Origin of the sequence: Rhodobium orientis (assembly GCF_003258835.1) — a bacterium.
In the GTDB taxonomy this organism is placed as follows: Bacteria; Pseudomonadota; Alphaproteobacteria; order Rhizobiales; family Rhodobiaceae; genus Rhodobium; species Rhodobium orientis.
Window position 1 is genome coordinate 44521 of the sequence record NZ_NPEV01000007.1, and the last position, 14653, is coordinate 59173.

A 14653-nucleotide genomic window follows, 5' to 3' on the forward strand; every position below is an offset into this window, starting at 1 on the left:
CGTGACCGAAAACCTCCTGAAGCACGAGACCAGCCCCTACCTTCTCCAGCACCAGGACAATCCGGTACACTGGCGACCCTGGGGGAAGGCGGCCTTCGAGGAGGCGGAGGCCACCGGCAAACCGATCCTTCTGTCCGTCGGCTATGCCGCCTGCCACTGGTGCCACGTCATGGCCCATGAAAGCTTCGAGGACCCGGACGTGGCGGCGGTGATGAACCGTCTCTACGTCAACGTCAAGGTCGACCGGGAGGAGCGGCCGGACGTCGACCAGATCTACATGGCGGCCCTCCATGCCCTCGGCGAACAGGGCGGCTGGCCGCTGACGATGTTCCTGACGCCGAAGGGCGCGCCGTTCTGGGGCGGCACCTATTTCCCCAATACCGCGCGCTTCGGACGACCCGGCTTCGTCACCGTGCTGGAAGAGATCGCCCGCATCGTCCGGGACGAGCCGGAAAAGGTCGAGGCCAACCAGAGCGCCATCGTCGAGCACATCTCGGCTCGTAGCGCGGCCGGCTCGAGCCTTTCTCCCGGAGTCCTCGACAAGGCCGCCGAAGGCCTCCTGGGGGTCATGGACCCGGTCAATGGCGGCACCAAGGGCGCACCGAAATTCCCCAACGCCTCCGTCTTCGAGCTCCTGTGGCGAGCATACCGGCGCACCGGCAACGCCGATATGCGCGACGCCGTCCTGCTGGCGTTGCGCCGGATCTCGCAAGGAGGCATCTACGATCACCTCGGCGGCGGCTTTGCCCGCTATTCCGTCGACGACCGCTGGCTCGTCCCGCATTTCGAAAAGATGCTCTACGACAACGCCCAGCTCGTCTCGCTCCTGACGTCCGCCTGGCTCCAGACCGGCGACGACCTCTTCCGCCGCCGCGTCACGGAAACCATCGCCTGGCTGGAACGGGAAATGACCCTCGACTGCGGCGCCTTTGCCGCCAGTTTCGATGCCGATTCCGAAGGCGAGGAGGGACGGTTCTATGTCTGGACCCGGGGTGAAATCCTGACGCTCCTCGGCGACGACGACGGTGCCTTCTTCTCCGACCTCTACGACGCCAAGCCCGGCGGCAACTGGGAAGGAAAGGTCGTCCTCAACCGGCTCCACACCCCGGATACGGATGATCCGGCAACCGAGGAACGGCTGGCGATCCTTCGCCAGAGGCTCTTCGAGCACCGCGCGAGCCGCATCCCGCCAGCCCGCGACGACAAGGTGCTGGCCGACTGGAACGGCCTGGCCATCTCCGCCCTAGCCCGCGCCGCCATCGTCTTCGACGAGCCGGTCTGGCTGGAACGGGCCATATCGGCCTACCGTTTCATGTCCGAATCGATGGTCAAGGACGGCCGGCTCGGCCATTGCTGGTGTGCGGGAAAACTCGTCTATCCAGGCCTTGCCTCCGACCACGCCGCGATCTGCGACGCCGCACTCGCCCTTTACGAGGCGACACGCGAAGAAACCTACCTCGCCGACGCCATCGCACGGGCCGAAAACCTGGAACAGCACTATGCGGACAGGGAAGCCGGCGGCTACTTCCTTACCGCAGACGACGCCGACGACCTCATCCTGCGGCCCAAATCATCCGCCGACGAAGCGACCCCCAACGCCAATGCCGTCGCCGCCAGGGCCCTTGTGCGCCTGTGGACGCTGACCGGCAACGACATCTACCGCCAGCGCGCCGACGACATCCTTGCCATCTTTGCCGAGGACATCGCGAAAAACGTCTTCATGACGGCGGCCCTCCTCAACGCCTTCGACTTCCGGCTCGATCCGGTTTCCGTCGTCATCGTCGGCGGAACCCCTGGCGAGGTGTCGCCGATGGTCGGCGCGCTCCGCCGTTGCGACCATCCCAACGTCGTTCCTTTCGTCACCGAATCGACCGAGGCTCTGCCGCCATCGCACCCGGCCGCCGGCAAGACGGCGATAGAAGACAAGGAGACGGCCTATGTCTGCCACGGCGACCGCTGCGGCCCGCCGGTGACGGCCCCGGAAGCCCTCCTGGAAGCGATTCACGTGAAACATTAGGCGTTAAGACGCGCCCGAACCCGCGGCTTTTTCATATGCCGCATGGTGGTCGATGCGGGCAAGAAACCGGTCCGCCCGCGCCACCGCATCGCCGAGATACTGATCGGGCCCGAGCATCTTGCGCCGGTTCAGCGCACCGGTGTCGAGGAGATCGAAATCGACACGGTCGATCCGGCAATTCCACCCCGGCTGCTGCCGGCACCAACAATTCCGATGGTGACCGACAAGACGCTCACGCAGCGCATAGCCGTGGAAATCGAACACCACCGTTCCGTCCGTCACGAAGATATGGTTTCCGGAAAAGCCGTCCCTAGGCACGACGCGCTCGCCATGGAATCCGGCAAGCGGCTGCCGCAACAGAAAAACGCCCGCCAGGATATGGCAGGCGCCGAAGCCGAAAAAGATGCGGTCGGGGAGAGCCCAGCGGCGTTCCGGATCGCGCTTGATGCCCGGTTTCAGGACATACATGCCGCGCGACCCGAAATATCCCGCTAGGTGTTCATGGAGTCGAAGAACTCGTCGTTGTTCTTCGTCTGCTTCAGCTTGTCGAGCAGGAATTCGATGGCGTCGACCGTGCCCATCGGATTGAGGATACGGCGCAGCACATACATCTTCTTGAGCTGCTTGGGATCGACCAGAAGCTCCTCCTTACGGGTGCCGGAGCGCTGGATGTCGATCGACGGGAAGACGCGCTTGTCCGCGACCTTGCGGTCGAGGATGATTTCGGAGTTACCCGTGCCCTTGAACTCTTCGAAGATGACCTCGTCCATGCGGCTGCCGGTATCGATGAGGGCCGTCGCGATGATCGTCAGCGAGCCGCCTTCCTCGATGTTCCGCGCCGCGCCGAAGAACCGCTTCGGCCGCTGCAGGGCGTTGGCGTCGACACCGCCGGTCAGCACCTTGCCCGAGGACGGCACGACCGTGTTGTAGGCGCGCCCGAGCCTTGTGATGGAGTCCAGCAGGATCACCACGTCGCGGCCATGTTCGACCAGGCGCTTGGCCTTTTCGATGACCATTTCCGCCACCTGCACGTGCCGCGCGGCCGGCTCGTCGAAGGTCGAGGAGATCACCTCGCCGCGCACCGAGCGCTGCATGTCGGTAACTTCTTCCGGCCGCTCGTCGATCAGGAGCACGATGACGTAGCATTCCGGGTGATTGGTGGTGATGGAGTGGGCGATGTTCTGGAGAAGCACCGTTTTACCGGTGCGCGGCGGGGCCACGATCAGCCCGCGCTGGCCCTTGCCGAGCGGCGAGGTCAGGTCGATCACCCGCGCCGACTTGTCCTTTCGCGTCGGATCTTCCGTTTCCATGTGGAACCGCTCGTCCGGATAGAGCGGCGTCAGATTGTCGAAATGGACCTTGTGACGGGTCTTGTCCGGATCCTCGAAATTGATCGTGTTGACCTTGAGGAGCGCGAAATAGCGTTCGCCCTCTTTCGGGCTGCGGATCTGGCCTTCGACCGTATCGCCGGTCTTCAGCGAAAACCGCCGGATCTGCGACGGCGATACGTAGATGTCGTCCGGACCGGGCAGGTAGTTGGCGTCCGGCGAGCGCAGGAAGCCGAAACCGTCCTGCAGCACTTCCACGACGCCTTCGCCGATGATCTCGATATCGTTCGCCGCGAGCTGTTTCAAAATCGCGAACATCTGCTCCTGGCGGCGCATGGTGCTCACATTTTCGACTTCGAGCTCTTCGCCGAAGGCAGCCAGATCGGTCGGCGTCTTCGCCTTCAATTCCTGAAGTTTGATTTCCCGCATGGGGTTGAGATTCCTTGGGACCACGACGTCGGGAAACGTCGCTGCTTTTGAGGGTTTGGGAAAATTCGACAGATCTTAGGTTCGATCGTTCGCCGAACCTCGGTGCCTCGTCGCGAATCGCTCGGGCGCCCGCCTGTCTTTCAGAGAGGTTTGATGGAACATAGTCGCTTCCGCGGGACCCGACAAGACCCGTGGTAATATAACCAAGGGGTGTTCTGCAGCCGCTTTTCGCCCCGACGCCGTCAGAACGGTTTGAAGATAACGAGGATAACCGCGACGATCATGATCAATGTGGGGATTTCATTGATCACCCTGTAAAACCGTTCGGAATGCTCATTCGCATCGTCTGCAAAAGCTTTTCTAAGCTTCCCGAGCCACATATGATACCATGTCAACAGCCCAACAAATACAACCTTAAGAATAAACCAGATATCGAAATAGTAATCCATATCCCAGGCGATCCAGAGACCGAATATCCAGCTTGAAATCATCGCCGGATTACCGATCATCCTGAGAAGTTTCCGCTCCATGACCTTGAAGAGTTCGGACTGATCGGAGCCGACGGGTACCTTGGTATGGTAGACATAGAGCCGCGGCAGGTAAAAAAGCGCCGCCATCCAGGCAATGATCGAAATGATGTGAAGCGTTTTCAGCCAGGAATAAAGATCGTCGAACACCGTCGCACGCCCCTCTGTTCAATTGGAACGGACATTGACCGCGGCGTGCCGGGCCGCCGGAAAAGCCATTTCTTTCCTGTCCTTCGCCCGTTCCGGAGCGAAGGTCCTCAATGTCCTTTGGTCAAACCGTTTCGCCGCGCACCAGCGCGACCATTTCCGCAACATTCTCCACCGGCGTGTCCGGCGTCACCCCGTGACCGAGATTGAAGATGAAAGGACCGGAGCCGAGCGCATCGACGACCCGTCGGACACCCGATTTCAGCGCCTCACCGCCGGCAACCAGACGCATCGGATCGAGATTGCCCTGTACCGCACAGGTCTTCTGCAGCCTCTTGGCGAAATCGAGCGGCACCGACCAGTCGAGGCCGACCGCATTGACGCCGGTCGCGTCCACATAGCGTTCCAGGAACATGCCGACGCCCTTCGGGAAGCCGATGATCCGCGCGCCCGGTATTTCCGCCCGCACGCCGGCGACAATACGCCGCATGGGATCCACCGCCCAGCGTTCGAAGCCTTCCTCGTCGAGCGCACCGGCCCAACTGTCGAAGACCTGGACGGCATCCGCGCCGCGCTCGAACTGGGCGACGAGATAGCGGATCGAGGCTTCCACCAGCCGGTCGATCAGCCGGTCGAAGCCGGCGCTGTCGGAAAAGGCGACCCTGCGGGTCGGCGCCTGGTCGGACGAGCCGCGACCGGCAACCATATAGGTGGCAACGGTCCAGGGCGCCCCGCAAAAGCCGAGCAGCGTCGTCTCCGACGGCAGACTGGCGCGGATGAGCCCGACCGCATCGAGCACCGGCGCCAGCTTCTCCGTCACGACGCTCGGGTCGAGCTTGGCCGCCGCATCAAGGCCGATCGGCTCCAGGATCGGACCGATCCCTTCTTCGAAGCGCACCGGCTGGCCGAGCGCATCGGGAACGACGAGGATGTCGGAGAACAGGATCGCCGCATCGAAGCCGTAGCGCCGGATCGGCTGCAGCGTCACTTCGCACGCCAGCTCCGGGTTATAGCAGAGATCGAGAAAGCTGCCGGCCTCGGCCCGCGTCGCCTTGTATTCCGCCAGATAGCGTCCGGCCTGCCGCATCATCCAGACAGGCGGCGGAGACAGTGTCTTGCCATCCAGAGCCTGGACGATCCGGCGCTCGGTGCGGGTGTTTTCCTGACTGCGATAATCCACGGCGATCCTCTAATAGAGTCTAGAATCCAGACTGATTTTGTTGTTTGCGCGTGGATTATCGGGATAAAGCATCATCCACATACGATACAGTTTTTTCCGGGCCACCATTGCGCCATAGGGTCGCGAAACCCGAAAGGCTGTTAAGTTCGGGGACAGGCACCCATGCCATATGGCATTCAAAGGGATGGCGGCGCTATTTCGGAAAACTCCGGGTTGACGAGGGGGGAAAGCGTGTCCCCAATCCCCGCTTTTCACCGTCCGGGCTTGTCCTTTTTCCCGCAAGCGGTTTTGTTGAAAACCGGACGGGCTGTCCCGCCCGCCGCTCCACCCGCCGCATCCGTCACGCGGTTTTCCGGATTTTGTACACAGCACTGGGGATGAAGGCGTGCGCAACAACCTCGACTACTTCCATCTCCACCTGGTCTCCGATTCCACCGGCGAGACGCTGATGACGGTGGCCCGCGCCGCCGGCGTGCAGTACCGCGAGACCCAGCCCGTCGAGCATGTCTATCCGATGATCCGCTCCGACCGGGCGCTCGACCGGGTGCTGGTGGAATTGGAACATGCGCCGGGGATCGTCCTTTATACGGTCATGGACCTGGAAATCGCCGCCCGCCTGGAAAACCGCTGCCTGGAGCTGGGCCTTCCCTGCGTCAACGTGCTCGATCCCGTGCTCAACGTGTTCCAGAACTATCTGAACACGCCGCTCGCCCGCCGTGTCGGCGGCCAGCACGAGATGAACGCGGAATATTTCGACCGCATCGAGGCCCTCAATTTCACCATGGCCCATGACGACGGCCAGATCCCGGACAATGTGGATTCCGCCGACGTGGTCGTCATCGGCATCAGCCGGACTTCCAAGACCCCGACCTCGATCTATCTCGCCAACCGCGGCATCAAGGCGACCAACATCCCGATCGTGCCCGGCATCCCGCTGCCGCCGGCCCTGTTCGAGGCCAAGAAACCATTGATCGTGGCGCTGATCGCCACGGCCGAACGGATCGGTCAGATCCGCCAGAACCGGCTGCTGGCGCTGAATGCCAGCGACGCCAATTCCAGCTATGTGGACCGCCGCGCCATCGCCGAGGAGGTGACCTACACGCGGCGCATGTGCGCGGAACACGGCTGGCCGCTGATCGACGTCACCCGCCGCTCCATCGAGGAGACCGCAGCGGAAATCCTGTCGCTCCTCAGCCAGCACCGGGCCCGCCAGCACGAGCAATAAGTAACTGAAAGGAAAAGGCCTTTGCCTTCGATTATCCTGGCCTCCGAAAGCACCACCAGGATCACGCTCCTGGAAAACGCCGGGGTCTCCTTTACGTCGCAAGGCGCTGCCGTCGATGAGGAGACCGTCAAGGCGCCGCTCCTCGTCAGCGGCATGCCGCCGGACGACATCGCCACGGTCCTTGCCGAAGCCAAGGCGCTGGCGGTTTCCGAACGCCATCCCGATGCCCTCGTCATCGGCGCCGACCAGACGCTCGCCTTTCGCGATGCGTGCCTGTCGAAGCCCGAGACCATGCAGGACGCTCGCCGGCTGCTGCTCGATCTCTCCGGCCAGAGCCATTCGCTCCATGCCGCCGTCGCCTGTGCCCGCAACGGCGAGACCCTGTGGCGGTTTCTGTCGACTGCGCACCTGAAGATGCGGGCCTTCTCGCCGGAATTCGTCGGCCGCTACCTCGCCGATGTCGGCGAGGCGGCGCTGACCAGCGTCGGCGCCTACCAGCTCGAGGGCTGCGGCGTTCAGCTCTTTGAAGAGATCGACGGCGACTTTTTCACGATTCTCGGACTGCCCATGCTGCCGCTTCTCGATTTCCTGCGCGCCGAGGGAGCGATCGACAAATGACCACGGACGCCAAGACCGCACTTTTGCGCGCCGGTATCATCGGATGGCCGGTCGGCCATTCCCGCTCGCCGGTCATCCACAGCTATTGGATTGCCAGATACGGCATCGACGGTGCCTACGACCGCTACGGCGTGCCGCCCGACCAGATCGAGGCGTTCCTTGGCCGGTTCTCTGACCACGGCCTCATCGGCTGCAATGTCACCCTGCCGCACAAGCAGGCCGCCTTTGCCGCCTGCGACGACGTCGACGAGGTCGGCCGCACCCTTGAGGCCGTCAACACATTGTGGCTCGACGAGGGCCGGCTGCACGGCGCCAACACCGACGCCTACGGCTTTCTCGCCAATCTCGACCAGGCCGCAAAGGGCTGGGACAAGAACCCGGGCGCGGCCGTGGTGCTGGGGGCGGGCGGTGCCGCCCGCGCCATCGTCTGGGCGCTGTTTTCCCGCGGTTTCGATCCCGTCCACATCGTCAACAGGACCGTGGAAAAGGCCGAAAGCCTCGCCGCCTTCTTCGGAACCGGGACCCGAGCCCATGCCTGGGACGCCCTTCCGGGCCTGCTTCAGACGGCCAATATTGTCGTCAACAGCACCTCGCTCGGCATGGCCGGCAACCCGCCGCTGGAGATCGACCTTGCGCCCCTGCCGGAGACGAGCCTTGTCGCCGATGCCGTCTATGTGCCGCTCGAAACCAGCATCCTGAAGGCCGCCCGCGCCCGCGATCTCGTCGCCGTCGACGGCCTCGGCATGCTTCTCCACCAGGCCGTGCCGAGCTTTGCCAAATGGTTCGGCAAGGTCCCCGAAGTCACCGACGAATTGCGCGCGCACGTCGTCGCCGATCTTTCCAAAGACGGATGATCGTCCTCGGGCTGACCGGATCGATCGGCATGGGCAAGTCGACGACGGCCGCCATGTTCGCCGCCGCCGGCCTGCCGGTCCACGATGCCGACGCCACCGTCCACAGGCTTTATTCCGGATCGGCCGCGCCGCTCATCGAGGTGGAATTTCCCGGCACCACGCGGGACGGAACGGTCGATCGGGCAAGGCTCTCCGAAAAGGTCCTCGGCGACCGGAAGGCCCTGACGCGCCTTGAGGCCATCGTTCATCCGCTGGTTCGTGAGGCCGAACGGGAGTTCCTCAGACAAGCGGCGAGGGACCGCGCTGCCGCCGTCATCCTCGATATTCCGCTGCTGTTCGAGATCGGCGGTGATGCGCGGGTCGATGCCGTCGTTGTCGTCACCGCCGCTGCCGATATCCAGGCGACGCGTGTGCTCTCCCGCCCCGGCATGACCAGGGACCGCTTCGAGCAGATCCTCGCCCGCCAGATGCCGGATGCGGAAAAGCGCCGCCGCGCCCATTTCCTCATCGACAGCGGCCACGGCTTCGAGCCGGCCCGGCGCCAGGTCTGCGGCGTCTGCCGGGTGTTGGCGCAAATGGCGGGGAAAGGCATCGGGCCGGACTTGCGCGCATGAAGCTCCCGTGATTCCCTGCCGCCATGCGGGAAATCGTCTTCGATACGGAAACCACCGGCCTCAAGGCCAATGGCGGCGATCGCGTCGTGGAAATCGGCGCCATTGAGCTCATCAATCACATTCCGACCGGCGCCGTCTTTCACGAATATATCGACCCGGAACGGTCGATGCCGGTCGAGGCCTACAACGTCCACGGCCTTTCGGAAGAGTTCCTGACCGGCAAGCCGAAATTCGCCGAAGTCGCCGGTAAGTGGATCGATTTCATCGCCGATGCCCGGCTGATCGCCCACAACGCCTCCTTCGACATGGGTTTCATCAACGCCGAGCTTGCCCGCCTCGGCGTTGAGGCCATCGGCGAGGAGCGCGTCGTCGATACGCTGCAGATCTCGCGCCGGCGCAATCCGGGCGGCCAGCACTCCCTCGATGCGCTCTGCAGCCGCTTTGGCATCGACAATTCCCGCCGCACAAAGCACGGCGCGCTGCTCGACGCCGAATTGCTGGCCGAGGTCTATATCGAACTCATCGGCGGCAAGCAGGCCGCCCTCGGCTTTGCCACCGACCGTGACGCGGAAGACGCCTACGCCCCGCGGACGCGCCCCAAGGCCGCAGCCGCCAGGCCGCAGCCGCTGCCGCCGCGCGTCACCCCCGACGAGACCGCCGCCCACCGGGCCTTTGTCGAGACCCTCGGCGACAAGGCCCTCTGGCGGCGCTACCGCGACGCGGACTGACCGTCTGAACCGGCGGCTTTTGGTCTCGATCTTTGTTGAAAAATGAAATGATATCGGAGATGCAAGCCAGCGGAGCACCCGGTTTTTCCGCGACTCCGCCCCTTCCTCCCCATCATTGCCGGGCTTGACCCGGCAATCCATAGGGCCTTTCATTTCAAACCGTTAGTCTAGATTGCGCCGCAATTCATCATGGACCACCGGGTCGAGCCCGGTGGTGACGCAGGGTGGGTGGCGCCGGGAGTGCGCGAGCCGTCACCCGGATCGCAAGTGGCTTGACCCGGAAATGATGCCGAGCGGGATGTCAGGCAGACGCCTGACCGCCTTCGCCGAAATCAATGCCCCACACGAACGCCAAACAAAAACGGCACCGCGGGGTTTTCCGCAGCGCCGTCTGAATGGTCGTAACCGGATTTACCCGTTGCTCGTCAGGCGTTCGGCGTCGGCGCGGCACCTTCGCCGCCGGCATTCTTGGCGGCGTTGTGCTGGTAGAGCGCGGCGAAATCGATCGGGTCGATCATCAGCGGCGGGAAGCCGCCGGCGCGCACCGCTTCCGCGACAATTTGACGCGCGAAGGGGAACAGCATCCGCGGGCACTCGATCAGCACGAAGGGGTGCAGGTGCTCCTGCGGCACGTTCTGGATCCGGAACACGCCGCAATAGGTCAGTTCCACGTTGAACATCAGGTCGTCGTCGGTGCCGCCCTTGGCGTTCATCACCAGCGACACCTCGAACTCGTTGTCCGACAGCGGGTTGGCGTTGACGTTGACCTGGATGTTGATGGACGGGGAAGTCTCGCGCGGCGCCAGCGAGCGCGGCGCATTCGGGTTCTCGAACGAGAAGTCCTTCACATACTGCCCGAGGATGTTCATGCCCGGGGCGGCGTTCTGGGCGTTGGCGCCGCCGGCCGCGGCGGTACCGTCGCCGTTCTGGGAATTTGTGCTCATGGTTTGTCGTGTCCGGTCTGGAACGTGATTGAAATGGCCGGCATGGGCCGCCACAGGATTTGGCCGGTGGCTAACACGGTGCCGGGGTTAAGTACAGGCGCCGCCCGCGAATTTCCGGCGCCTCAGCGCTATTTGCGGTCTTCCGGGCGCCACGGCGTGTCCGGGTTGGGCGTCTCCGCATAGTCGTCCGCATCGAGCTCGACGGTGCGCGGACCCTGGCGCGACTCCGGGCGCGGCGGCGCGCCCCGGCCCTGGCCGGCGCTGACCACGGTCACCTTCAGGCGCGAGCGCACGAACGCCCAGATGCCCTCGCGCACCGGCGGGACGAACAGGAGGAAGCCGATCGCGTCGGTCACGAAACCCGGCGTCAAGAGCAGGATGCCGGCGACGAAGATCATCGCCGCATGGCCGATCTGTTCCCCCGGCAACCGCCCGGCATCCATTTCCGCACGGATCCTGTTGATCACCGAGTAGCTCTGGAACCTCAGGAGCGCGCTGCCGATGATTGCCGTGATGACGACCATGGCCAGCGTCCAGAAAAGACCTATCTTTCCGCCGATGACGACGAAGGCGGCGATTTCCGCCAGCGGCACGCCGAGGAACAGCAAAAACAGAAGAAAACCGAGCGGCATAAAAAAACCTTGTCCTTTTGACCCTTTGGCGATCGGCCCTTGCTACCTACATAAGGAAAAAGACAAATCGCTCTTTGCCGTCCCTTGCGGCGTCGTTTAGGGTGGACGCTGCGAATGGGGGGTAAACGGCGGTTGCGGAATCGTGTGCGGATGCCGTATCGAGACATAGATAAGTGGTGCCTCGACAATAGAAAGACCGTCGGGACCGTTCTCTGCGACATCCGGCCACAAACCGCCCGGCCACAAATCGCTATGAAGGCTTCCGGTATCCGGTGATGACCGAATTTCTCGACGTTTATAACATCTTCTTCCTGATCCTCGCGGTGGCCATTTTCCTGCGCCTGCGCAGCGTGCTCGGCCGGCGCACCGGCCATGAGCGGCCGCCCTTCGACCCCTATTCGTCGAGAGGCGAGCAGGAAAAGCCGTCCCGCTCCGGCGGCGACAACGTGGTCACATTGCCGCGCCACCGGGACGAGGCGCCGGCCACCGGCATCGAGACCGACGAGCGCATCGAGAATGTCGACCGCATGGCCCCGGAGGGCTCGGCCCTCAACAACGCCCTGCGCACGATCGTCTCGGCCGACCGGTCGTTCGATGCCAAGCACTTCCTCACCGGTGCCCGCAGCGCCTACGAGATGATCGTCACGGCCTTTGCCGACGGCGACCGGCGTTCGCTGCAGAACCTTCTCGCCAACGACGTCTATGACAGCTTCGTCGGCGCCATCGCCGACCGGGAGTCCCGTGGCGAGACCATCGAATCCACCTTCATCGGCATCGACAAGGCGGAAATCGTGGAAGCCGGCCTGCAGGGCGCGACGGCGCAGATCACCGTGCGCTTCAAGAGCCAGCTCATCTCCGTCACCAAGGACAGCGAAGGCCGCATCGTCGAGGGCGATCCCAACGCCGTCAACGAGGTGACCGATATCTGGACCTTCGCCCGCGATACCGAATCGCCCGATCCGAACTGGAAGCTGGTGGCGACCGAAAGCGGCGACTGAGCCGTTCCGGGGCCGGGTCCGATGCGCCGATGCGGGCCGCGAACGCGCCGCGTTTCCCACGCGGCGCTTCTCGTTTTTATGACCGTCGGCCTTTCCCTTCAGGCAACGGCGCAAAACCGCGAGAAGGATCCCGTGTCTGCGATCGTCGCCGCCCCCTCCGATCTCGGTTTCGACGACCTGCCGGGATGGGCTGAGGACGATCACCTGGCGGCGCTGGAAACCTTCCGGCTGAGTTGCGGGCCGAATGCCAACCCGCCGGAGACGGGCAGCCTCAAGATCGATGCCGCCGCGATCCGCGCCCTCTGCGTGAAGGCGCAAGGCCTTGAGATCGAAGATGCCATCGCGGCAAAGCGCTTTTTCGAGACCCATTTCGTGCCGGTCCGGATCGCCGATCCGGGAGCGGCCTTTTTCACCGGCTATTTCGAGCCGGAAGTCCCCGGCTCGCGGGAAAGAACCGAGCGTTTTTCCACGCCGCTCCTGAAGCGGCCCGACGACCTCGTCAAGCTGACCCCCGAGATCCACCCCGAAACCCTCGATCCCGCGCTCGAATGGGCGCGCCGGACGAAGAACGGCCTCGTCGAACACCCCGACCGGGCCGCGATCATGGACGGCGCCCTGGACGGCAGGGGTCTAGAACTGGTCTGGGTGGAGGATCCGGTCGATGCCTTCTTCGTCCATGTCCAGGGCTCGGCCCGGATCCGCCTTTCGGATGGCAGCGCGATGCGCGTCGGCTTTGCCGGCAAGACCGGCCATCCCTACTCCTCGGTCGCGCGGATGCTGGTCGAGGCCGGCGAGTTCGCCCCGGAGGACCTCACCGCCGACGTCCTGAAGGCCTGGCTGAAGGCGCATCCGGAGCGGGCCAGGCGCCTCATCGCGAAAAACCGCTCCTTCATCTTCTTTCGCGAATTGACCGGCCTCGATCCGGACCTCGGCCCCGTCGGTGCCGCCGGCGTGCAACTGACGGCCGGGCGCAGCATCGCCGTCGACAGGCGCTTCCACACGCTCGGAACGCCCGTCTATGTGGCCGTCGACCTCCCGCAGGAGTCCGGCGAGCAGCCGATGCCCTACCGGCGCCTGATGGTCGCTGAGGATACCGGATCGGCGATCGTCGGTGCGGCGAGGGGCGATCTCTTCATCGGATCGGGCGAGGCCGCCGGCCTCTTTGCCGGCCGCATCCGCCACCGCGGCGATTTCTTTGTCCTCGTCCCCCGCACCGGAGCCGTATCCGATGGCCAGCGGTAGGCGCCGGCGCGGCCAACTCTCCGAGGAGGACCGCGCCCTCTGGGATGCGGTGAAAAAGACCGTCAAGCCGCTTCGCGACGAGCGCGTTGTTGAGCGCACGGCAAGAGCCCTGGAAGACGAGGTCTCGGCTCCGAAAGCCCCCGCGGACGGCGCCGCAAAGCGCACCGCCAAGACGGCGGCCGCCCTGAAGCCCGGCCGCAATCCGCCGCCGAAAAAAGCTGCGCCTCCGGAAAAGACCTACCATCCGCCCGCCCCGCCGACCCTCGACCGTCGCACCAGGCAGCGCATCGCCCGCGGCAACATCCCCATAGACGGCCGCCTCGACCTCCACGGCATGACCCAGCGGGAGGCGCACACGCGCCTGCGCGCCTTCCTCTCTGCCGCCCAGATGGAGGGCCGGCGCCATGTGCTGGTCATCACCGGCAAGGGCGGCAATGGCGGCGCCTGGGCTGCCGCCGACCGCTACGGTCACGATTTTTCCGAGCGCGGCGTGTTGCGCCGGGTCGTGCCCCACTGGCTGTCGATGCCGGAGTTCCGGCACTATGTTTCGAGTTTCGAGGAGGCGCACATCGCCCATGGCGGCGCCGGCGCCTTCTATGTCCGCATCAAGAAGCGCAGGCCATAGACTTCCGCGCCTGCGGCCCCGCGCTTCCTGTACAAGGCCTTTTGCCGCTCATAGGCTTGCACCGGAGCGACACCTACGGCAGAGCCCAAAAAGAAGCCACTGAAGAGACCATGACCCCATTCGGCGCAAAAATCCGCCAGTTGCGGCGCGAACGCGGCATCACCCTGAAGGAGATGGCGGCGGCCCTCGACGTCACCAGCGCCTATCTCTCGGCCCTGGAGCACGGCAAGCGCGGCCGCCCGACCTGGTTCATGGTCCAGAGGATCATCGCCTTCTTCAACGTCATCTGGGACGAGGCGGAGGAATTGCAGCGGCTTGCGGAAATCTCAGATCCGCGCGTCGTTGTCGACACGGCCGGGCTCGACCCCAAGGCGACGGAACTCGCCAACTTGCTGGCCGACAAGATCGCCGGCCTCTCGGAAGCCTCGCTCACCCAGTTGTTGCACGACCTGCGCAGCGCCGCGGCCCACGACGGGGCATAAATTTTTGTCTCACGGCAGGCTCGCTTCGCTCGCACCTCCGACGGGGCCTCGCAACAGCTCGGG

The 14653-nt window shown here is 64.3% G+C and carries 16 protein-coding genes; 11 read left to right on the forward strand and 5 right to left on the reverse strand.

The genetic code is table 11. The features are described 5' to 3' along the window. The first annotated feature begins 1 nt into the window (after position 1). Both CH339_RS05130 and CH339_RS24595 read left to right on the forward strand, forming a co-directional pair. Entirely contained in the window at positions 2 to 2017 is a 2016-nt protein-coding gene (locus CH339_RS05130) for a thioredoxin domain-containing protein (protein WP_111433212.1), read from the forward strand. 42 nt (positions 2018 to 2059) lie between these two features. Beyond that, on the forward strand, positions 2060 to 2512 hold the full coding sequence (locus CH339_RS24595) for a hypothetical protein (RefSeq protein ID WP_170138411.1): 453 nt from the start codon (positions 2060 to 2062) through the stop codon (positions 2510 to 2512). On the opposite strand, the gene rho is transcribed toward CH339_RS24595, so the two are convergent. The 3 genes from rho to hemE form a co-directional block, all read right to left on the reverse strand. Further along, positions 2509 to 3774, reverse strand: a complete 1266-nt coding sequence (rho, locus tag CH339_RS05140; RefSeq protein ID WP_111433214.1) for a transcription termination factor Rho — start codon at positions 3772 to 3774, stop codon at positions 2509 to 2511. The genes CH339_RS24595 and rho overlap by 4 nt on opposite strands. A 242-nt stretch (positions 3775 to 4016) precedes the next feature. Further along, entirely contained in the window at positions 4017 to 4391 is a 375-nt protein-coding gene (locus tag CH339_RS05145) for a CopD family protein (protein WP_244668914.1), read from the reverse strand. 181 nt (positions 4392 to 4572) lie between these two features. Further along, the gene (hemE, locus tag CH339_RS05150; protein WP_111433216.1) at positions 4573 to 5628 is read right to left on the reverse strand and encodes a uroporphyrinogen decarboxylase; all 1056 of its coding nucleotides are present in this window, start codon (positions 5626 to 5628) and stop codon (positions 4573 to 4575) included. Positions 5629 to 6013: 385 nt separating this feature from the next. Here hemE and CH339_RS05155 point away from each other — a divergent pair, with 385 nt between their 5' ends. Genes CH339_RS05155 through dnaQ form a run of 5 tightly spaced genes read left to right on the forward strand, consistent with a single transcriptional unit; the run spans position 6014 to position 9667 of the window. Further along, a complete protein-coding gene (locus CH339_RS05155) occupies positions 6014 to 6853 on the forward strand; it encodes a pyruvate, water dikinase regulatory protein (protein ID WP_111433217.1) in 840 nt (279 codons plus the stop codon). A gap of 21 nt (positions 6854 to 6874) precedes the next feature. Next, entirely contained in the window at positions 6875 to 7471 is a 597-nt protein-coding gene (locus CH339_RS05160; protein WP_111433218.1) for a Maf family protein, read from the forward strand. After that, positions 7468 to 8325, forward strand: a complete 858-nt coding sequence (locus tag CH339_RS05165; RefSeq protein ID WP_111433219.1) for a shikimate dehydrogenase — start codon at positions 7468 to 7470, stop codon at positions 8323 to 8325. The genes CH339_RS05160 and CH339_RS05165 overlap by 4 nt, the downstream gene beginning before the upstream one ends. Next, positions 8322 to 8939 carry a dephospho-CoA kinase gene (coaE, locus tag CH339_RS05170; protein ID WP_111433220.1) on the forward strand — a complete coding sequence of 206 codons (618 nt, stop codon included), beginning with the start codon at positions 8322 to 8324 and terminating at the stop codon, positions 8937 to 8939. The genes CH339_RS05165 and coaE overlap by 4 nt, the downstream gene beginning before the upstream one ends. Before the next feature lie 23 nt (positions 8940 to 8962). After that, the gene (gene dnaQ / locus CH339_RS05175) at positions 8963 to 9667 is read left to right on the forward strand and encodes a DNA polymerase III subunit epsilon (RefSeq protein ID WP_111433221.1); all 705 of its coding nucleotides are present in this window, start codon (positions 8963 to 8965) and stop codon (positions 9665 to 9667) included. 425 nt (positions 9668 to 10092) lie between these two features. On the opposite strand, the gene secB is transcribed toward dnaQ, so the two are convergent. Both secB and CH339_RS05185 read right to left on the reverse strand, forming a co-directional pair. Then, a complete protein-coding gene (gene secB / locus CH339_RS05180; RefSeq protein WP_111433222.1) occupies positions 10093 to 10611 on the reverse strand; it encodes a protein-export chaperone SecB in 519 nt (172 codons plus the stop codon). Positions 10612 to 10739: 128 nt separating this feature from the next. Then, on the reverse strand, positions 10740 to 11243 hold the full coding sequence (locus CH339_RS05185) for an FxsA family protein (RefSeq protein WP_111433223.1): 504 nt from the start codon (positions 11241 to 11243) through the stop codon (positions 10740 to 10742). 275 nt (positions 11244 to 11518) lie between these two features. Between CH339_RS05185 and CH339_RS05190 the strand changes: the two genes are divergently transcribed. From CH339_RS05190 to CH339_RS05205, 4 genes are all read left to right on the forward strand, one after another. Continuing rightward, on the forward strand, positions 11519 to 12241 hold the full coding sequence (locus CH339_RS05190; RefSeq protein ID WP_111433224.1) for a Tim44/TimA family putative adaptor protein: 723 nt from the start codon (positions 11519 to 11521) through the stop codon (positions 12239 to 12241). A gap of 132 nt (positions 12242 to 12373) precedes the next feature. Further along, the gene (gene mltA / locus CH339_RS05195; RefSeq protein ID WP_201240837.1) at positions 12374 to 13483 is read left to right on the forward strand and encodes a murein transglycosylase A; all 1110 of its coding nucleotides are present in this window, start codon (positions 12374 to 12376) and stop codon (positions 13481 to 13483) included. After that, the gene (locus tag CH339_RS05200) at positions 13470 to 14108 is read left to right on the forward strand and encodes a Smr/MutS family protein (RefSeq protein WP_111433226.1); all 639 of its coding nucleotides are present in this window, start codon (positions 13470 to 13472) and stop codon (positions 14106 to 14108) included. The genes mltA and CH339_RS05200 overlap by 14 nt, the downstream gene beginning before the upstream one ends. A 110-nt stretch (positions 14109 to 14218) precedes the next feature. After that, positions 14219 to 14590 (forward strand): helix-turn-helix domain-containing protein, encoded by a 372-nt coding sequence (locus tag CH339_RS05205; RefSeq protein ID WP_111433291.1) that lies wholly within the window; start codon positions 14219 to 14221, stop codon positions 14588 to 14590. Positions 14591 to 14653 lie beyond the last annotated feature (63 nt).